18 protein-coding genes are annotated in these 20078 nt (G+C 53.8%); 3 read left to right on the plus strand and 15 right to left on the minus strand.

Going from position 1 to position 20078, the window contains the following annotated elements; genetic code table 11:
* Positions 1 to 134: 134 nt before the first annotated feature.
* Positions 135 to 1259: a transglutaminase domain-containing protein gene (locus PDUR_RS22435; protein WP_042208267.1), complete on the minus strand. Its 1125-nt coding sequence runs from the start codon at positions 1257 to 1259 to the stop codon at positions 135 to 137.
* A gap of 350 nt (positions 1260 to 1609) precedes the next feature.
* Between PDUR_RS22435 and PDUR_RS22440 the strand changes: the two genes are divergently transcribed.
* Positions 1610 to 1810, plus strand: coding sequence for a hypothetical protein (locus PDUR_RS22440; protein WP_042208268.1), 201 nt, complete (start codon positions 1610 to 1612; stop codon positions 1808 to 1810).
* Between the two features lie 86 nt (positions 1811 to 1896).
* Here the strand turns inward: PDUR_RS22440 and PDUR_RS22445 are convergent, their stop codons facing one another.
* The 9 genes from PDUR_RS22445 to PDUR_RS22485 form a co-directional block, all read right to left on the minus strand.
* On the minus strand, positions 1897 to 2133 hold the full coding sequence (locus PDUR_RS22445; RefSeq protein ID WP_025690422.1) for a glutaredoxin family protein: 237 nt from the start codon (positions 2131 to 2133) through the stop codon (positions 1897 to 1899).
* A gap of 62 nt (positions 2134 to 2195) precedes the next feature.
* Positions 2196 to 3137, minus strand: a complete 942-nt coding sequence (trxB, locus tag PDUR_RS22450; protein WP_042208269.1) for a thioredoxin-disulfide reductase — start codon at positions 3135 to 3137, stop codon at positions 2196 to 2198.
* A gap of 176 nt (positions 3138 to 3313) precedes the next feature.
* On the minus strand, positions 3314 to 5365 hold the full coding sequence (locus PDUR_RS22455; protein ID WP_042208270.1) for a heavy metal translocating P-type ATPase: 2052 nt from the start codon (positions 5363 to 5365) through the stop codon (positions 3314 to 3316).
* 526 nt (positions 5366 to 5891) lie between these two features.
* Positions 5892 to 6863 carry a hypothetical protein gene (locus PDUR_RS27505; protein WP_052410349.1) on the minus strand — a complete coding sequence of 324 codons (972 nt, stop codon included), beginning with the start codon at positions 6861 to 6863 and terminating at the stop codon, positions 5892 to 5894.
* Positions 6864 to 7184: 321 nt separating this feature from the next.
* Positions 7185 to 8489, minus strand: coding sequence for a homocysteine synthase (locus tag PDUR_RS22465; RefSeq protein ID WP_042208271.1), 1305 nt, complete (start codon positions 8487 to 8489; stop codon positions 7185 to 7187).
* 204 nt (positions 8490 to 8693) lie between these two features.
* The gene (gene deoC, locus PDUR_RS22470) at positions 8694 to 9371 is read right to left on the minus strand and encodes a deoxyribose-phosphate aldolase (protein WP_042208272.1); all 678 of its coding nucleotides are present in this window, start codon (positions 9369 to 9371) and stop codon (positions 8694 to 8696) included.
* A gap of 231 nt (positions 9372 to 9602) precedes the next feature.
* Positions 9603 to 10433, minus strand: a complete 831-nt coding sequence (locus tag PDUR_RS22475) for a prohibitin family protein (RefSeq protein WP_081949944.1) — start codon at positions 10431 to 10433, stop codon at positions 9603 to 9605.
* A gap of 363 nt (positions 10434 to 10796) precedes the next feature.
* Positions 10797 to 11045: an HPr family phosphocarrier protein gene (locus PDUR_RS22480; RefSeq protein WP_042208274.1), complete on the minus strand. Its 249-nt coding sequence runs from the start codon at positions 11043 to 11045 to the stop codon at positions 10797 to 10799.
* Positions 11046 to 11203: 158 nt separating this feature from the next.
* Positions 11204 to 12283, minus strand: a complete 1080-nt coding sequence (locus PDUR_RS22485) for a bifunctional 3-deoxy-7-phosphoheptulonate synthase/chorismate mutase (RefSeq protein WP_042208275.1) — start codon at positions 12281 to 12283, stop codon at positions 11204 to 11206.
* Between the two features lie 483 nt (positions 12284 to 12766).
* On the opposite strand from PDUR_RS22485, the gene PDUR_RS22490 reads away from it, so the two are divergent.
* On the plus strand, positions 12767 to 13399 hold the full coding sequence (locus PDUR_RS22490) for a LysE family translocator (RefSeq protein ID WP_042208276.1): 633 nt from the start codon (positions 12767 to 12769) through the stop codon (positions 13397 to 13399).
* A 30-nt stretch (positions 13400 to 13429) separates the two neighbouring features.
* Here the strand turns inward: PDUR_RS22490 and PDUR_RS22495 are convergent, their stop codons facing one another.
* Positions 13430 to 14866, minus strand: coding sequence for an amino acid permease (locus tag PDUR_RS22495; RefSeq protein ID WP_042209622.1), 1437 nt, complete (start codon positions 14864 to 14866; stop codon positions 13430 to 13432).
* A gap of 158 nt (positions 14867 to 15024) precedes the next feature.
* Here PDUR_RS22495 and PDUR_RS22500 point away from each other — a divergent pair, with 158 nt between their 5' ends.
* On the plus strand, positions 15025 to 15657 hold the full coding sequence (locus PDUR_RS22500) for a GGDEF domain-containing protein (RefSeq protein ID WP_042208277.1): 633 nt from the start codon (positions 15025 to 15027) through the stop codon (positions 15655 to 15657).
* Positions 15658 to 15848: 191 nt separating this feature from the next.
* Here PDUR_RS22500 and PDUR_RS22505 read toward each other — a convergent pair whose 3' ends face one another.
* The 4 genes from PDUR_RS22505 to PDUR_RS22520 form a co-directional block, all read right to left on the minus strand.
* Positions 15849 to 16241, minus strand: a complete 393-nt coding sequence (locus PDUR_RS22505; RefSeq protein WP_042208278.1) for a response regulator — start codon at positions 16239 to 16241, stop codon at positions 15849 to 15851.
* A gap of 141 nt (positions 16242 to 16382) precedes the next feature.
* Entirely contained in the window at positions 16383 to 17054 is a 672-nt protein-coding gene (locus PDUR_RS22510; protein ID WP_042208279.1) for a Na-translocating system protein MpsC family protein, read from the minus strand.
* A 183-nt stretch (positions 17055 to 17237) separates the two neighbouring features.
* Positions 17238 to 18665 (minus strand): nitrogenase component 1, encoded by a 1428-nt coding sequence (locus PDUR_RS22515; protein ID WP_052410350.1) that lies wholly within the window; start codon positions 18663 to 18665, stop codon positions 17238 to 17240.
* Between the two features lies 1 nt (position 18666).
* Complete coding sequence (locus tag PDUR_RS22520; protein WP_042208280.1) at positions 18667 to 20070, minus strand: nitrogenase component 1; 1404 nt, start codon at positions 20068 to 20070, stop codon at positions 18667 to 18669.
* Positions 20071 to 20078 lie beyond the last annotated feature (8 nt).

Below are 20078 nucleotides of genomic sequence, written 5' to 3' on the forward strand. Positions count from 1 at the left end.
CATGCCGTTAACCGAATGCGGCCTAACTCTGCATCCAGAGTGACACAGGCACTCTCAAGCCTATTTATGAATAAAGATCGCCCTCCCCCGTCCTTTCGAACGGATGGCAGAGCGATCTTTTTATGCCATCAGGATTATTGCCAGGAGAGCTCCACTTTTAAATCCCCTGTATCCTCAAACGCGGATGTCTTATAGCTCAAGCCCTTGAAGCCCTTCTCGTACAGCTGCTGCAGGTCGCTCACCAGCCTGCTCTCGCTTCCGTTATAGCGGAACATCAGCGAAGCTTCTCCCTTCTTCCGCGCCTGCTGCGCTAGTGCGGTCAGCTCGGCAGCGTTATCGACGATTCCGCTCTCTTCGTACAGGTCGTACCGGAGCTCCTTCTGCAGATTCTGATAGGCCACTTGCTTCTCTCCCTTTAGGCTGGCCAGTTCACTAAGCGTACGGGAGTACTCCACAGCCGCTGCCGGATAGGAACGGGTCCAAGTGTGGTCCCGGCGCATCTGGCTGTCTGTGCGCAGATAATAGGCCGTGCTGACGGCCCCCGCTTTATCCGGAGAGGGATCGTCCCAAGTCGTATCCAGATGGTACCAGCGTCCGTTCAGCTGAACCAGATTCCACGCGTGCGATTGGCCTGAGCCGTCCTGCCATGCGGTGCCTTCCACGATTTTATTCGGAATTCCAGCACCCTTCAGCAGCTTGTAGGTCAGCAGGGAATAGCCCTGGCAAACGGCGCTGCCGCTTTTTAAGCCTTCGTAAGCCGTATATTTGGTGTAGGTCGTGTCATATTTCAGGTGCAGCACCACCCAATCGTGGACCGCCTTTACCTTTTCATCGCCCGTCATCCCCGGGGTTATAATTTCGTTCAAAATCGTCTTGACCCGCCCGTTTACATAAGCGGTCTGCTGAAGCGACTCACGATAGGTAAGCTTGACGCTTACCGCCGCCGAGCGGGAACCGCCCCGGTAGGAAAAGCTGTAGCTGTTCACAATATAGTTCAAGTAAGGATCGTTCGACATCGCCTGATCCAGCGCGGTCTGCAGCTGCGACTTCAAGCGCGAGGTATTTCCCTCATATGTAAAAGCAACACTCTCTCTGCGGTTATTCATCGCGGCGGTCAGCTGCTGGGTCATATCGCTGACGGAACGTATAGGGGTTCCCTTCACCGCGGCGTAGGCATAATCCATCCCCCAATACACAGCCGGCGGCACAGCGGCGGCAACCAGCATGCCCAAAACAATCGCCTTCGTCATCTTACCCATTCTTGCTTTAGCCCTCCTTGGCGCGAGTTTGCCTGCTCAACAGTTGAGTCCTCGTTTACACTTCCATATATTAGATGCGTGCAACAACATTTCCAATACTTCTTAAGTGCCAAAATTCACAAATAAATTGCGTCTTAGTTACTCTATTATCGGCTGAAGACCGTATTTCCATAAGTCCTCAGATGTACTGAACATGCTGAAGCGGCGCTCAACATCTCGCGGTCCAAGAGTGAAAATGCTATATTAAACACATGTAATCGAGTTCAGCGGAATATATTTGAAAGCGGTAACTTCAGCAGCGCGCAGAGCGATCCCAACCCTATTGATAATATAAAATGGAGTGAGCGTTCATGACCTATGTAGATACTTCCGATGTTTCAGTCCGGATGTTTATCACCGTACTGCTCTTTCTGCTTATCATCGCTCCGATGATCAGTCTCGGCGTGCTGCGTCTATTCCAGTCCAGAAGAAAAGCGGGGCTCCTGCTAATCGGCAGCGGCATCGCCGTGTACGCGGTATTTCAGATCGCAATGTCCCTTATACCGGCCTAGCTGTACTTCGTCTCCCGTTTAATCCCTCGTAAAAAAGGGCGCCTCCGCTGCCGGAGACGCCCTTCCCTTTGACCAATAGCTGTATATTACTGCGCAGCCGCCAATACTTTGTCGAACTGCGTTTTGTTCATGCCCACGATTTTATGTTCGCCGATCACGGTGACCGGAACCGCGCGCATGCCCATATCCCATACCTGCTGCGCGAACTCTTCGTTCTGCTCGATGTTGCGCTCCTCGAAAGAAATTCCCTTTTCATTCAAAAAGCTCTTGACCTGACGGCAGTGCGGACAGTTAGTCGATGTATATACCACAACATTTTCCATAGTTGATTCCCTCCTAGTAATTTTTGCTTAATATTATATCACCTGCGGCGTTTCGATGAAACTTACAGCGCCACCGCGCTGTGCTCCAGGCTCTCAATGTATTTCTCAGCGTCCATAGCAGCCTTGCAGCCGCTGCCCGCAGCCGTAATCGCCTGTCTGTACCGGGTATCCTGAACATCGCCGCAGGCGAATACGCCCGGAATGTTCGTCTCGGAAGTACCCGGATTCGTTACGATATAACCGCTCGAATCGATGGTAATCTGACCGCCGAGGAAAGCCGTATTCGGGTTATGGCCGATCGCCACGAACACGCCGCCCGCTTCAATGATTTCTTCTTCGCCGGTCTCATTGTTCAGCACCTTCAGCCCGGTTACGCCGCTATCGCCCGCGATTACTTCAAGCGGTGTACGGTTCAGCGCCCATTCCACTTTCGCGTTGTCGCGCACCCGATCCTGCATAATCTTGGAAGCGCGCAGTTCATTCCGGCGATGCACCAGCGTCACCTTCGAGGCGAAACGGGTCAGGAAGCCGGCTTCCTCCAGCGCCGAATCCCCGCCGCCCACAACGATAATCTCCTTGTTACGGAAGAAAAAGCCGTCGCAGGTCGCGCAGGTGCTGACGCCCCGGCCCACATTGTCCTGCTCTCCCGGGATGCCCAGGTATTTCGCGGTAGCTCCGGTGGAAATAATCAGCGTATCGGTCTCAAGTGTGCCCATGTCTTCAACGTTCAGCTTGAACGGACGCTCTCCCAGCTCCACGCTGTTCACCCAGCCGGTAACGAATTTCGCTCCGAAACGCTCAGCTTGCGCGCGCATATTGTCCATCAGTTCCGAACCCAGAATCCCTTCCGGGAATCCCGGGAAGTTCTCGATCTCGGTGGTCGTGGTAAGCTGGCCTCCCGGCTGCGGACCTTCAATAACCAGCGGATTCATATTGGCCCGGGCCAAATAGATAGCGGCAGTCAGACCCGCAGGTCCGGTACCGACAATAATGGATTTATACATCATAACATCCTCCTCATAATGAACTACCACATATGTGAAATCTTAATTAGAATTATTCTAAAGTAATTCCATTATGCTCGACTAGGATGAAAATGTCAATATGCCAGACTCCATAGTCCGAGGAATATTTTGTGAACAATTTAATTTTTAAAAATATTTAGTCAAACGTGTTCCAATTACCGCAGCAGCCGCAATCCGTTCAGGATCACGAGAATGGTGCTGCCTTCATGGCCGATGACGCCAAAGGGAAGAGCGATTCCCTTGATAAAATTGCTTGCAATGAGCAGCGCAATGACGCTTACGGCAAAAATCATATTCTGCTTCACAATTCGCTGGCAGCGGCGGGCGAGCGAAATGGTCGAAGCAATCTCCTCGATATTGTCGTTCATCAGCACCACATCGGCGACTTCAAGCGCCGCGCCGCTCCCCTTCATGCCCATTCCCATGCCTACCGTCGCCTGCGCAAGCGCGGGCGCATCGTTGACGCCATCGCCAACCATGATCGTATGGCCGTACTGCTCCCGCAGCGAGGCGATATGCTTCACTTTGTCTTCGGGAAGCAGGTCGGAAAAGACGAGATCGACCCCCGTCTTCGCCCCGATGGCCTGCGCCGTGGCTGCCCGGTCCCCGGTCAGCATCGCGACCTTGATGCCCAGCTCCTGCAGCTTCCGCACCGCATCCTCCGCCTCCGGGCGAACCGTATCCTGAAGCGCGATCATACCGGCCACTATATCTCCGTCCAGAATAACGGATACGGTCTTGCCGTCTTTCTCCAGGCTAGTGCGTTGTTCTCTCCAGAACGCCAGATCTTCGCTGCGCAGTGCTGCCGGTGCGCCGCCGGTCATGCTGCCGTCAGACCCGGCTCCGTCAGCGGGGGCAGTATCCGCTGCTGTCTCTGCGCCCTGAACCGGAATTTTTCCATCATCCAAAATGTTGGATTTGCCGATCCTCCACAGCTTGCCGTTAACCATGCCTTCCACTCCCCAGCCAGTCAAGGAACGGGAATCCTGCACGTTCCATAGCTCCAGGCACTCATCTTCAGCTTTGCGGACAATCGCTTCGGCCAGCGGATGCCGCGACATACTCTCTATCGAAGCGCTGACCGTCAGCAGCTGAAGCCGATTGTATCTTTTACCGACGATGAAATCGGTCACCTCGGGCGTCCCTGCCGTTAAGGTCCCGGTCTTGTCAAAGGCGACGACGGCGGTACGCGCCATATTTTCCAGATGCGCTCCGCCCTTGAACAGAATGCCTTTGCGCGCGCTCCTCGAAATCGCCGACAGCATCGCGGGCATGATGGACGATACCAGGGCGCATGGAGAGGCGACAACAAGGAAGACCATCGCTTTATAGAACGTAGCGCCCCAAGACCAGCCCAGCGCAAATGGAGGCAGGAAAACGAGAAGCAGCGTCAGAGCGACCACAGCCCGGGCGTAAATGGCCTCGAAGCGCTTGATAAAGCGCTGGGATTCCGGAACCTCGGCTTCCGCGTCCTCCACCATTTTGACGATTTTGGCAAATAGCGAGTTCTCCGCTGATTTTGTCACCTCAATATACAGGGCGCCTTCACCGTTCAGCGTGCCCGCGAATACTTCATCCCCGTAAACCTTCTCGACCGGCACCGATTCGCCGGTAATCGAGGCCTGATCAACCGACGATTCCCCCCGGTACACGGTTCCGTCAGCAGGAATCAGCTCGCCTGGACGCACCAGCAGCAGATCGCCAATGGCGAGCTCGTCGATCGCCACCTCATTCATGGCACCCTTATCGATGCGCAGCGCCGTCGCCGGCTTGAGCGCCATCAGTGAAGAGATGTCCTTGCGGCTGCGGTCCATCGTATAGCTCTCCAGCGCCCCGCTGAGGGCAAAAATAAAGATCAGCATCGCCCCTTCGTTCCAGTAGCCGATCGACGCCGCTCCAAGCGCCGCAGCGATCATGAGCAGGTTGACATCGAGATCATGCTCTTTGACGAGTGTCTTCACTCCCTCTTTGGCTTTGATCCACCCTCCGACCGTATACGCGGCAGCGTAGACGACGACCGACAGCACCGGCAGCCAGCCGCTGAGTCCCCAAGCCAGAAGCATAAGCAGCCCGCTTCCAAGCGCAGCCTGCATTTCCGTATTTTGAATCATTTCTTTTGGATCAAACTTTCTTCCTTTGGGTGATCCGGGTTTCTTCGCTTGCCCCTCATATGAAGAGATACGCTGCAGTTGTTTCGTTGCTTGCATAGCAGACACCTTCCTCAAAGTTTGATGTTGGATCATTCCATACGGACTGTGCGGAACTTCATTGAAATTCATCCCCGCCTGATAATGAAAGCCATTCTTACAGCCCTTAAAATGACACATGCTGCCCCGGCTACGCCGGGACAGCATGATAAGTGAGAATGAAATTCATTGTTTTATTAGTACAACATGTTTGCCTTAGTGCAACTTATATAAATATAATATACCCCTATCTGCGGATTGTAAACCGTTGTACAAGCCTGAATTTTAACAAATTTTGGTGATCCATGTTCATGCCTGATTTTTCGATTGCCATTATGGGGAATGGGGAAGCGTACCTAATGAATACAGGAGGGAGCGTCAAATTGCAGCGCTCCCTCCTTGTATTCAAGCATCCTCCCGTTGTTCCGGCCAATACCGGACAGACTTCCCTGCTCGCCCTGAGCAAACGGCTTCGTCATAAACTTTCCATTAGCAGCAAATCAGCGTCTGGGTCGGTTCACCGAAAAACCGCGTTTCTCTCATGCCGTTACAGCCAGCCTGTAGCCGTGTCCGTGCTTTCGTGGCGGTCCATCCAGACCAGGCAGGCCGCCCGAAGCAGAGCCTCTGTCCGGTGTTCGGCGCCGCAAAAGATCCCGTTCAGGCCGATCCGGTACAGATCGGCCAGCGCCGCCGCCGCCCAGCCGCCCGCGGCGAACACAACCGCCGCCGGCTTCACGCCCCGCACGGCGGCGAGAATGCTCTCCGCCGCGTAGACCAGGTCCGCGGCGGCGCCTTCCTCCGGCGCGGACCCGTCCGCCGCGCCGTCCAGCACGAGGAAATCGGCGATGCGCCCGATTTCCTCCGCGGCGGCGGGACTAATATCGGGGGCGATCAGCGCCCCGATATGGCACGCCGCCGCGAAGCGGTGGCCGAGAGTCTGTTCGGCCACCGTCTCGATGAATTCGCGCGCAGCAGCGAATTCATGCGCGCTGGCGGGATGGGGCGCCAGCAGATCCAGGCGGCAGTCGCCGCCCTCGCGCTGCCGCTCCGCCAGTGCGTTAAAAAGCGCTTCCAATAATATGTCCTGAAGCTTGGCGAGCCGATCAGGACGGGAGTCAAGCTCCGGAGCGGCAGGCAGGCTCACCGCGGCCCACTCTCCGTCCGCCGATCCCAGCAGCGCGGCCGCTTCGTCGCGCAGCCGGTAATAAATCCGGCGCAGCGCCAGATCCGCCTCCTGTCCATTCCCGGTTGCAAGCCAGGCGGCAAAGAGCGGGTCCGCCTGTTTCAGCCAGTCTTCACTTCTAACCAGGCAGGGTCCTGCCGCAGTGGTGCCTGGTTCGCGGACAGACGGACGGTCCTCGCGGCCTTCCGGCAGCACTAGAAAAGCCGGACGCAACACGCGGGAAGAATCAAGCAAATACGGGCTTTCCGTGTCTGCCGGTTTTTCCGCCGCCGTTCCGGATGAAAACGGATATTCTCTGCCAGTTCTTACGTTATCCTGCCCAAGTTTATCCCTCATCTTCGCACCCACCTTTTTCGGTTATGAGTTGCCGCCGGAGCCTTTTCTGCCCTTACTTCCTCCGGCTGTTATTTTACGGCCTCTCTAATGCTTACGGAGCAGGGTCATGAAATATGCGGGTACGGGCTTTCCTTATTGAATGAGAATGTCTGCCTCCTCCGCAGCCTTCTCCCGGCGCCTCCAACAGGGAAGAGCTCAGGGAGCGGCGCGGACATATCATGCCGGACAGTATCGTCCGCGCCGTACGAGCTTAACGATTGCCGGATGTTGAAGGTTATGGCCCGGCAATATGACAGCCGGGCCTTTAAGAGACGGACCTAATTAGCCGACGGTTACTCCCTGACTGGCTGCAATGGCCTGCTGTAAATCATTCAATATATCTCCGATCGCCTCCGTACCGATCGACAGGCGGATCAGCTCGGGCGTTACACCCGCGGACCGTTGTTCATCCTCCGACAGCTGCTGATGCGTTGTGCTGGCCGGATGAATGATCAGCGACTTGGAATCGCCGACATTCGCCAGATGCGAGAACAGCTTCACGTTCTCGATCACCTTGCGGCCCGCTTCGCTTCCTCCCTTAATGCCAAAGGTCAGGATCGCCCCCTGTCCTTTTGGCAAATACTTCTGCGCAAGCTCGTAGGATGGATGGCTCTGCAGCCCCGGATAGCTTACCCATTCCACGTCTTCATGAGCTTCCAGGAATTCCGCCACCTTCTGCGCGTTCTGGCTGTGGCGCTCCACCCGCAGATGCAGCGTCTCAAGCCCCTGCAGCAGCAGCCAGGAGTTAAACGGCGAGATCGACGCGCCAATATCACGGAGCAGCTGAACGCGGGCCTTGATAATGTAAGCGATCGGCCCTACGGCGTCGGTGTAGACCAGACCGTGGTAGCTGGGATCGGGCTCCGTCAGGCCGGGAAACTTGCCGCTGGCCTTCCAGTCGAATTTGCCTCCGTCCACAATCACTCCGCCGATAGAGGTGCCGTGGCCCCCGATGAATTTGGTCGCCGAATGGACGACGATGTCGGCTCCATGCTCAATCGGGCGGAGCAGATAAGGGCTCGGAAACGTATTGTCAACAATAAGCGGGATACCGTGCTCATGCGCGATGGCGGCCACCGCTTCAATGTCCAGCACATTCCCCTGCGGATTGCCGATCGTTTCCGCAAACAGCGCCTTGGTATTCTCGGTGATGGCGCTGCGGAAATTCTCCGGATTATCCGAATCCACGAAATGGACCTTAATGCCCAGCTTAGGCAGTGTAGTGGAGAACAGATTGTATGTGCCTCCGTACAGGCTTGCCGAGGATACAATTTCATCTCCGGCTCCGGCAATATTCAGAATAGAAAAGGAAATAGCCGCCGCGCCAGAAGCTGTCGCCAGCGCTGCCGCCCCGCTTTCCAGCGCCGCAATCCGCTGCTCGAACACATCGGTCGTCGGATTCGTCAAACGCGTGTAAATGTTCCCAAACTCCTTCAATCCGAACAGATTGGCCGCATGCTCCGCATCCCTGAATCCGTAAGAAGTGGTCTGATAAAGCGGAACGGCGCGGGCGAACGTAGCAGGATCGATTTGCTGTCCGGCATGGACGGCGAGCGTTTCAAACGACAGATTAGCTTGTTCTGACATAGTTATTTCCTCCCTAATTTCAATTTGAAAAAAATGGTTAGAAGTAAGAGTTGCACCTATTCTCTCACAAAGAATGTCATTTGAAAAGACTTATTCTTATTATTCCACTAAGAATTATCAGAAAGAGTGAATAAAATTCAAAAAAAAGCTGCAGCCGAAGTGGTTTCCCGCTTCAGCCGCAGCTTTTTTTGTCCGAAATGCCCTTTAATAGCCGGAAATATTCTGTTCTCCTTTGGCGATCGCCACACCGCCGCTGGTGCCGATCCGCGTTGCGCCTGCGCCAACCATAACCAGAGCGTCTTCCACACTGCGCACGCCGCCTGAGGCTTTGACGCCGATGTCCGGTCCTACTATACTGCGCATTAGCGTAATATCTTCTTTGGTTGCCCCTCCGGTAGAGAACCCGGTTGATGTCTTCACAAAATCCGCCCCGGCTTCCACAGCCAGCTTGCAGGCCCGGATCTTCTCTTCTTCCGTAAGCAGGCTAGTCTCAATAATGACCTTGGTTAGCGCCTTCCCGCGCGCCTCTTCCACCACGACGGCGATATCGCGCTTCACCAGCTCGTCGTTGCCGTCCTTTAGAGCGCCGATGTTGATGACCATATCGACTTCTTCCGCGCCGTTTCGGATCGCGTTCACCGTTTCAAAAGCCTTTGTCTCCGGCGTCGTAGCGCCCAACGGAAAGCCGATTACCGTGCATACCTTTACCTCCGGCGTGTCCTTCAACACCTCATGGGCAACAGTAACCCACCCGGGGTTAACGCATACGGAGGCGAATTTATAGCTTTTGGCTTCTTCCGCCAGTTTTACGATGTCTTCTTTTCGAGCATCCGCTTTCAGCAGCGTATGATCGATCATTCGGGTCAGATTGATTTCGCTCATTTGCACGTTCCTCCAGAATAAATATGACTTCTTGCACTTCTATTAATCATACCAATTGGGCACCTTTTTGCAAAGCGGATAGCTTACAAAGGTCCTACAGATAGTCATTTTATCCCAAATCAGCCGGTTACAATAAAAACAGTTAAAGAACCTCCGATTCAGCTCTCGCTGCTCAGAGGTTCTCTTGTGGTTCAAGCTTGGTTCAACCATGCGCCGGTGATGAGGATCGGCTTATTTGGCGGCCAAAGGATTGATGTCGATAAACGGAGTCGCGCCTCCGGTAACGGCAGGCAGCTTCCCATCCCATTTGTCCAGCGCCTTCTCCTGAACCTCGATCTGCTTCAGCTGTACCAGCTCGGGCGTCACTTCCTGCTTCTTCAGTTTGAGCGACTGGGCTTCCGCCTGCGCCTGCGCGATCTTTTGCTTCGCCTCGATTTCAATCCGCTTCAGATCGTTCTCCGCTTTCAGCGCCTGCTGCTGAGCCACCTGCTTTGCTTCAATCGAATCGTTAAACGCTTCGGAGAATTTGAAATTCACAATATTAATATCGTTTACAATCAGATCGTATTTAGCTAGCCGGTTCTTTAAATGCTCGCTTATCTCGCTGGAAACCACGTCGCGGCGGGTAATCAGATCCTCGGCAGGATACCTGGCCGTAACTTCCTTGACGATTTCCTGGATAGCGGGATTAATGATGACCGAATCGAAGCTTCCGCCGATATTATTCATCAGGTTGTAAGCCGACTCCTTGTTCACGGAGAAGTTAACCGCTACATGCGTGGATACGGGCTGAAGATCTTTCGACGAAGCCGATGTGTCGGTTTCCGCCTTGGTCACCTGCGTGTTGACCTGGATGATGGACTGGATGAAGGGGATTTTAAAATGAATACCCGGCGACAGCACATTGTCATTCAGCTTCCCGAACGTCTTGTACAGCCCCACATGTCCGTATTCCACCGTCGAAAATGCATTTCCCCCGATCAGCAGCACGATGAGTATGGCAGCAACCGTACTGATAATTCTTCCGGAACGAAACGACCTTTGCTTTGGATTGATCTCCATATTCACAACCATTCCCCCTAAATAATTTGCGGGAAGCCCTTGCCGGGATATTGTGTGCCCTAATACCCAAAGTCATTTGTCCCAGCCTCTTCAGGCCTTCCGCTATAACCAAGTATACGGCCGACCCGCGTAAAAGGTAGCACGCCCGCAAGAAAAAAGGCTCGGGCCATTCATAAACGAAGCGCGCAAGCCGCGTATCCAACACGGTCCGGCGGCCCCGGCTCAATCCCTGAATGCAAAAAAGCGCAGGCTCAAGGGCTGTACAGCCCATGGGCTTGCGCTTTCCGGTTCACAAAGCACGGCTTCTGTTTTTCACAAAACAGCTTCCCAGCTATTTCTCCCGCCTTTTAGGGCGGCGCCGCTTTAGCGGGAATCCATAATCTCGCACATAAAGTCCAGCGCTTCTTCTTCATCCTTGCCTTTTGTGCGGATGGTAATGACAAAGCCCTTTTTGAGCGGATACAGCATCATTCCCAGCAAGCTTTTCACATCGATGACCGCATCCGGCTTGAGCAGAATAATCTCGGAAAGGTAACTTCCCGCTTTCATGGATATGCACTTGAGGTCATCGGAGGAAAAGTCGCGGGTCAAGGTAATATCATGCACGCGCATAAGAGATCCCTCCCAAGGTTGTTACCCCAAATTTTAGCACTGGACGCAGCAGCTTGAAAGGGAATCCGGCCTATTAATCATGACAAAATCGGGACATTCTACCGTCCGCCGGCTTCGGGTGAAGCTGTAAAACAGCCCCATGACGCTTTTACGGACGATTATTGACGATACAAGCCCGACGCCTTCACTTCGTCGAAGAACGTGTTGAACTCGTCGAAGTTAAGCTGCTGCGCCGCATCGGACAGCGCCGTCGCCGGATCGGGATGAACCTCGACCATAATGCCGTCGGCTCCCGCCGCAAGCGCAGCCTTCGCGCATGGAACGAGAATATCCTTGCGGCCGGTGGAGTGGGTTACGTCGACCAGCACCGGCAGATGGCTCTCCTGCTTCAGAATCGGCACGGCGGAAATATCAAGCGTGTTGCGCGTCCATTTCTCATAGGTGCGAATGCCGCGCTCAATCAGCATGACCTGTGTATTGCCGCGGGACATAATATACTCCGCCGCATGCAGGAACTCCTCCATCGTCGCCGCAAGTCCGCGCTTCAGCAGCACCGGCTTGTTCACCTCGCCGGCAGCCTTCAGCAGCTCGAAGTTCTGCATATTGCGCGCGCCGATCTGAATAATATCAACATAGTCAAGCGACGGCTCGATATGCGCCGGGTCTACGATTTCACTGATGGTCAGAAGGCCGTATTCATCTGCGGCTTCACGCAGAATACGCAGTCCGTCCATGCCGAGCCCTTGGAAATCATAAGGCGAAGTACGAGGCTTGAACGCGCCGCCGCGCATAACGCGAACACCTGCTTTTTGCAGCGCCGCGGCTACCGCACGGGTCTGCTTCTCACTCTCGACCGAGCAGGGGCCGGCCACCATCAGCGAAGCGCCTCCGCCCACCACAACGTCTCCAGGAAGAAGGATAACGGTGTCTTCCTTGCGGGTCTTGCGGCTGACCAGCAGGCTCTTCTTGTGCTCGGCGCTTTGCAGGTCAAGCGATGCCTTGAAGATCTGCTTGAACAGCGTGCGGATTGTGCTTTCAGAGAATGGTCCCTTGTTTTCGGCAACGAGCTTCTCGAGCATCTTCTTTTCCCGTTCGGGATCGAATTTCGGCACGCCCTGCTTCTCTTTGACAGCCCCGATCTCACGGACAATCTCCGCCCGCTCCGAAATAAGCGCGAGCAGTTCGCTGTTAATCTCATCCAGCCGGTTTCTTAATTGTTCCAATTCGGCATTACTCATAATGTGTTACACTCCTCTTCTCTTTTATACCAACGCAAAAAAGGCTCTCGTCAAGGGACGAGGAGCCGTGGTACCACCCTTATTTAGAGCCGTTCTTCCAAGGTGAAAGAATTAGCTCTGTCTTAAACCCTGTAACGCGGGGCGCGGGAATCCCTACACATACCCTGCAAAGGGCACTTCAGGAACCGACTACGAAGTGAACTTCGGCGGCAGTCGTCTCAGAGGCAGCTCTCAGTCTTCGGCATGCCTTCCCTGTCCAGATCCGGAATTTGCGCTTACTCTCTTCGTCAACGTCTTTACGGTTATTTCTTCTGGTATCTTAATGGATATTATGTCTTGTTGCAATAGATTTAATCAACGCGTTAAAGTGCCGAATAATTCATCAGGGCTAAAAATCCTTTTTCCCTAAAAAATGTAGTACCTGTCCATCGCGCTGAATACGATAAAATGTACCATCCATTCGGCTGACGAGGAGACGTGACCATGGAAATCTTTATCGGCTACATTATTCTTGGTCTATCCCTTTCCGCCCCTATAGGACCCATTAACGCCGCACAATTGGACAAAGGCATACGCAGCGGCTTTTGGCATGCCTGGTTTGTCGGGCTTGGCGCCATCTGCGCGGATATTTTATATATGCTGCTTGTCTATCTAGGCGTCATTCATCTGCTGGAGTCCCCTTATATCAAGGCTTTCCTTTGGCTGTTCGGCTTCCTTGTGCTGACCTACACCGGCATTGAAAGTATTAAGGATGCCGGGCATATTTCATTTTCCGGATCAAGACGGGAGGATAACCGGCTCAGCAAATCGCTGCTGTCCGGATTTCTGATGTCGCTGTTCAATCCGCTGTCGATTCTATTCTGGCTGGGTATATACGGTTCCGTATTGGCCAAAGCAGCCGAAGAATATCCAATGCGGCAGCTGCTTCTTTACAGCAGCGGCATAGTTCTGGGAATTCTTCTATGGGACGTCAGCATGGCTGGCGCCGCCAGCTTTTTCCGGAAACTCTTGACGAGTCGTGTGCTAAAAGGTCTGTCCGTATTATCCGGACTGTCGCTGGTCGGCTTCGGTCTTTACTTTGGACTGGAAGCGGCCAAGCTGCTCTTTCCCAACTAAAGCTGCACAGGCCCGGGGCAACCCGCATATTTAAGAGCGCGATTTACGCAGACGGATCGCCTTAATGCGAAGGCCGCCGCCCAAGCTTCCGTGCAGGGGAACATCGGCCTCTATCTGCTGTTCATCCATTTCCCCCTGCTTGCCGCTCCGGCCTTTGCGCACATGCTGGACAATGGCGTCACAGCCGGCAATCAGCGCCACAAGCAGCAGGCTGATGAACAACCCGGGCCGGCTCTCATGGTGAAATAGCGTCCCGGACGCCGCAACGAATATCAATATCAGCCCGCACCAGCGTTTGACGGCGCTGAGCTTGGCGGGCTTCAGCAGCTTGGCGGAAGACAGCAAAATAAACGCCCAATTGTAAAGCAGCATCAAACCGGCCGCCGTGGTGATGTATTCATATACTTTTCCCGGCATCAGGAGAGACATAACGATGGTCGCCGAAAGACCAGCTGCGATCAGCCCGAGCGCAGGCAGCGGATACTTGCCCTTCAGCTTCCGGGAGAACGCCCCTGGAGCATCGCCTTCCTGCGCAAGCGTGATGATCATGGAAGTAACGGCATACAGCGAAGCAGTCATCGTCGAGAAGCCGGCAACAATCAGCACCCCGTTAAAGACATGGGGAACAAAAGCCAAGTGGTCGCTGCTTAAAGCCAGTACAAACGGGCTTTCTTTCGAGTTGAATTTAGAATACGGCACCATCGTAACGGCCAGGGCGATTGAAAGGACATATACCACGGCCAGGGTCAGCAGCATGATCTTTCCCGCTTTGGGAGCTTCCTCCGGCTTGCGGAGCCGGTAAGACATGATGCCGAGCACCTCAATGCCTCCATAAGCGTAAAAGGCAAAAATAAAGGATGACCACAGTCCCACTGCGCCCCTTGGGAAAATCTCGGCAGCCGTAAGCGGCGGATTCGGCTTATACCGCCCGCCGTCGATCCACCCCGCAAGAAGTCCTGCCGCAATAATCAGAAACATGAGGATCGCGGCGATTTTGATAGCGGCAAGCACATTCTCAACCTTGTCAAACCCCTTGTTCCCAAAAAAGACGATAATCAGGCTGAGCAAAGCGAAACCTGCTGCGAATATCCACATCGGAACAGACGGAAACCAGAACCGCGAGAAGATGGACAAGGCCGTAAGCTGACTGCCCATAATAAGCAGCTCGGAGCACAAGTAAACATATCCGCTCCCAAGTCCCGCCCATCCCCCGAACGCCTTCAGCGCATAGGAACGGAACGAACCCTGCTCCGGGTGATCCGCCGTCATCCGTGCCAGTGCGTCAAAGACAACATAGGTTCCAGCCGCTGCCAGAAGATAAGCGATCAGTACAGATGGCCCTCCGATCATAATCGCCAGGCCCGACCCCAAAAAATAGCCCGTTCCGATCGTTCCCGCAACTCCCAGCAAAGACAGCTGCCACCACTTGAGTTTCCCGCTGTCTTTCGAAGCCGATGGTTTTCCCATATTTCTTTCCTCGCTTGAAGTCATTTTCATACTTTTTTATCATGCCTTCTTTGCGTTTTTTCATGTGTCAACTATTAAAATTTTCAAATAATAATTCGATAAACAGTATGATATACTTACTAAAATAGGTCTATTAGCCTACTTGCGAGGTGCTCTATATGAAATATACAGGAAGGATTCTAACCATAAGCATTTATCTTACGGCGCACAGCTTCTACCTCCTTTATTACGTTCTTAGCGGCAGAGGCATCACAATGCTGGACTGGTTAGGTTATCCCCTATTTACGGCGATATGCTACCTGGCGGGTCTTCAATTCGACCGGGCCGTTTTTAATTCCGAGAGAGATCCTTTGACAGGGCTATTTAACCGAAGAAATACGGAAGCCCGAATCGCCAAAATGATGGCGGCCGCAGACCGCACCGGGCATAAAGTATTTATTCTCGCCATCGACTGCGATAATTTCAAGTGGATCAATGATACGCTGAATCATGGGACCGGAGACATCGTGCTTATTGAAATCAGCAAAATCCTGCTGCTGGAGAAGGGCAAGCGCATAATTGCCATCCGCTGGGGAGGAGATGAGTTTCTGCTGTGCGGACTATGCTCCAGTTCATCCGAGGTGGAAGAGATCAAACTCCGGATCAAGAATAGCATCTCCCGCCTGTCTGGCAAGATGAATCTGCCCGTCAATATCTCCATTGGCTCCGCCCTCTATCCCGACGACGACAAGACCGTATCCGCACTGATTAATCTCGCCGACCTCAATATGTACACCCAGAAAAAGTCATGAAAATGGCTGCCTCATCCGTAGAATCGTCTACTTTGAGACAGCCTGCTATAGATCCGGCTTATATTCGAGCCTACTCCCGGATCGTCCCCTGTTCCTTTCAGCAACCCCGAGCACCGACACTCTTTATTAGAGCGCGAGCCCTCTCCCCAGAGCTCTATTGCTTACAATGAATTAACTCGAAGCAGCTAAACCTATCCGCCTCTTTCGGCAAGCAGTCCCTGTACGATTTCCGTAAAGGCCTTCACCCGAATGGGTTTGGTTATATATCCGGCGAATCCCGCTTGCCGCGCCTGGGCGATGTCCGATAATTGAGCGAATGCGCTAATGGCCAGAACCGAGATCCGCTCGGTACGGCTGTCCCGGCGCAGGCATTCCAGCGTCTCATATCCGTTCAGACCCGGAAGACCGATGTCAAGAATGATAAGGTCCGGCTGATGCTGCTCAGCCATTTCAAGTCCCAGTTCACCCGTATCGGCTTCAAGAAGCAGGACGGAAGGCAGGTTCTTTTTGAATAGATGATGCATCAGCGCCATATTCAGCGGATTATCTTCCACATACAGAACCTTCTGAATATGTTCCCCCACTCGCCAACCCTCCTAATAACTGTCCCGCTATTTTATGATTTCAGCAAAAATGAAAAAGCCGAAGAAAGGGATGTTTTCCCCTTCCTTCGACTTATGTTCGGCTCATTTGCATGTCCGACTCATTTCCGCCTTAACCATATATTATTTGAACGTATATGCGATGACGCTCTTATCTTTTTCAAAATCCCAGTCCACGTAGATATCGGCCAATTCTTTGCCAAGCAAAGGCGCGATGGTGGTCGTCTCCAAATAACGCTTCTCCATCTTCCGCTTGGTCGTCTTAAGCGTATTCTCGTAGCCCAGCTCAATCAATTCTTTCTCTAGCGGGATCATTATGCCTTCGCGCTTGATCATCAGCGTTCGCGGATTTATCCACCAGGAAGTCGTAAAATCAGGAAACCTCTGAACTTTACTGCTTACCTCATTAATCTGGTTATGGACTTCATCCTGCTTGGCATATTTCTCAGTGTAAGCTTCACCGCCCTTGATCAGAGCCACAATCATTCCTGAAGCATTATGTATACCCCAATCGTAAAAAATCTCACTGACCTCAATCTCCAGCTGATCCTTTACATAAGAGGACAATTCGGGCAGAAGGGATTTCATCAGCAGCTCGCGCGTGTAGCGGAAAGCCTGCTCTTCCTCCTTACTCAGTAAAAAACGCTCTACCGGTCCGATAAAATTGCGAATATGCAGTGCAATACATTGTTTCGCGATAGAAGCGTGCACGGACTCAGGTCCTCTGCCGAACCTTTCCCGAAGCAATCTTCCCGTATAACTGGAAAGCTGGCCCGCCAGGTCTATAGTGCTCATTCATTTTCCTCCAGCATCATTTTCTCAAGTTCTTGGTAGCCCTGGGGGAGGAGCCTGCTGAAAAAAACGGTTTGCTAACTTAGTATAATATCTTCTGCGCGCTTCGTATATAGAAAAATGCATTTGATTTCTCGGCCCAACAAAAGGAAAGACCGGGATTCCCGGCCTGTTCCTTTGGTTTTATCATACCCGCATTCGCTCAATTTCATTTTCCTGAAGCTGAATCTCTCCGCCAATTCCTGAAAAAGCCGGCTGCGGATTTGTTCCCTGCTCATCCCTGTCACTCCCCGCATTGCTCAGAATGCCGTCTCCCACATCCTCAAGCAGCGTGAACGCGCCGTCAAAGCCGGCATAGCCTTTCGTAAGCACGATTCTCTCGGCTAGCGGAAACGACACGGGAACAAACGGAATCCCTTTGCGCTCCGCCGCGCGGCGCTCAATCGAGCTTCCGAGCAGCAGCTCAATTTCTTCCGCGATCAGCAGTTCCTCAATGATTTTCGCATCGCTCTCAAACACAATTCTCGCCTCGGTATCCGGCTGCCATTCCTTCCACTGCACGACAATCGAATCGCGAACCTGCTGCGGGAGATCGTCGGTAACGACAATCAAGGAAGGTAACAGGCCGAGCGGATCGGTCAGAAAGCGGGCCGGACCGAGCACAGCTGCGCTGTCGCCAACGAGGGCGAACCTTTTCTGGAAGCCATACTTGTAGTAAGCATCCAGAAACTGCAGAATGTAGTATCTCTCGCTATTTTCCTTGCGGGCAATCCATGCCTCGACCTTCTCTTGCTCCAGATCAAGCTGCTTCCCGATGCATCTTAACAGCTCCCCAGTCTGCTGTGCGCCTACCGGATATCCGTCGAAGTGAACATAGGGGATGCCCGCGTTGCTTTCCAGCCATTCACAGACTTCCAGACTGTGCGCGGAGAAAGAGACATTCAGTGCCGCGTTAAAAATGGTTGTCCACTCCTGCGCGTCCGCTTCCGGTCCAAACAGCACATTCGCGTCGGCTCCGATCCCCTTCAGGCTATCCTTCAGTCCCTTCAGATTTCCGCGCCAGAACACATCCTGCTCGGGAATGATGCCAAGCAGATTCACAAGCCGGTCATTTTTCCGGGCAGGCTGCTGGTCTCCGTCCGTGCCGGCAATCTTGCCGAACTGGCGCAGCAGGCCGGTCAACGCAGCCGTATAACCGTTATGGACGCTCCCCTTAAAGCCGGGAGTGCTGATATGAATGGCTTTGTACTGCTGCTCCTGCAGCTCCTTGGTCATCGCCGGCACATCGTCGCCGACAAGCTCAGGCGTACAGCCGGTCAGCACCACGTAGAAGTCGCCGTCCTTGATCTTCACCGTATTTTTGAGCTGCTCTCTGAGTCTTGAGCTTCCGCCGAACACGACCTGTCTTTCCAGAAAATTGGTCGACGGAATGCCGAGCCCGCCCGTATAACCGGAACCGCCGTTTCCGCTTAGGCCGCTGACCCCGGCATACTGCTGAACGCCGCAGCCCGAGGTGGAATGGATGATCGGCACAGCGCCTTCAATCGACTTGATCGTCTGGACCGCTCCATGCAGCATGCAGCTGTTCCGGTTTCCCACCGTCGTCGTTTTCATCCTATTTCACCTCCTGCTTGATATGCCAGTTCGCGCTTTTACTCAGCCAGCCCGCTCGGTAAGAGGAGCCTCCGGCGCTTAAATAGCGGCTGAGTGACGGATTGCGCAGCGCTTTGGCTAACAGCGGGGCAAGCTCCTGAACGCCCCTGAATCCGTACAAATCCACCGAATCGACTGCGGCCGCGGTGATCCCCGCTCTTGCCGCCCATACGGCAGCCTCGCCCTTCCCGATATACAGAGCAGGCTTCAATTTCCCCAGCGCGTTGATCTTCTCGAAAGGCTGGCCCGGCTGAATGTATACCTGCGGATTGCTCCGGCTGGCCCATTCCCTCAGTCTTGGGGCATGCGAACTGTCGGCGTGAGTCAAACTTAACGCCGCCACAACTCCCCCCAGCTCTTCCACGAATTCCGCTATTCCGAACGCCTGCTCAGGAGGGAGGTCGACAATGACGGAGACTCCGTCCAACCGCAGCCGCTTCAAAGCTTGCTCTGCCGCAGCTTTCTCCTCTTCAATATAAGCCCGCGCCTGACCGGTTGAGCCCCCGGCTCCGGCGGCAGCGAGCAGCCATCGCTCCGTTCCGGCAAGCCCGATCGGCGCGATCTCCTCCAAATGAACGACGCTATGCGCCTCCTCCAGCCATTCCAGCAGGAAACGGGCGTCATCCTTATCAATGGCAATGGAGGCTGAGGCGCCCAGCGATCGCTGTAATGCAGAAATCGAAAAGCTTCCCGATACGTTGTTATACGAAATTCCTGCTCCGTTCAGATCTGTGATAATATTGCCCGTTCTTGTTCCGGCTGCGCCGATTAAGTTAACAACCGGGATGGGGGGTGCGCCAGGTTCACCCTTCAATACGTATTTAGCCAGCGCATGAAATACCAGATCATAGCCGTACACAGCAGTCCTGGAGCGGAAGCCTGCGGCATATACCGGTACTACCGGAATGTTATAGAGGTCTTCCTTTTCCGTCGCTGCGGACTGGATATCGTCATTGTTGATGGCCACCACGGGCGTCGCAAGAATAAAAATAATTTCAGGACGCCATGTCCGGTACGCAAGGTCCACCGCTTCTCTGAGCTTGTCATCGGCGCCCAGGATCGAGTCGTTCTCTTCAATATTCGTAATCAGCCAGGGACTGCCGCCTGCTTTAAGCTCATCTTCAAGCTTGATTGCGCCGCAACCCGGCGGGCTGTGAATAATGGTGACACTGCCGCGGATTCGGCCCAGAAGCCGAATGGCGAAGGTAACCTCGTCATCGTCCGTTTCCGAATACGTGCGGATTCTTTGTCTTGGCTCTTCCTTCTCCAGTTCATCCGCCAGGGCTGCGCTGTCGCCGTAGTAAGCGGTCAGCGCCCCCCTGCGCTTTTCCCTCGTACGGGGAAGCCGTTGTCTGATCTCGTTCATTATTCTGC

Source organism: Paenibacillus durus (assembly GCF_000756615.1).
Classification (GTDB): domain Bacteria; phylum Bacillota; class Bacilli; order Paenibacillales; family Paenibacillaceae; genus Paenibacillus_AQ; species Paenibacillus_AQ durus.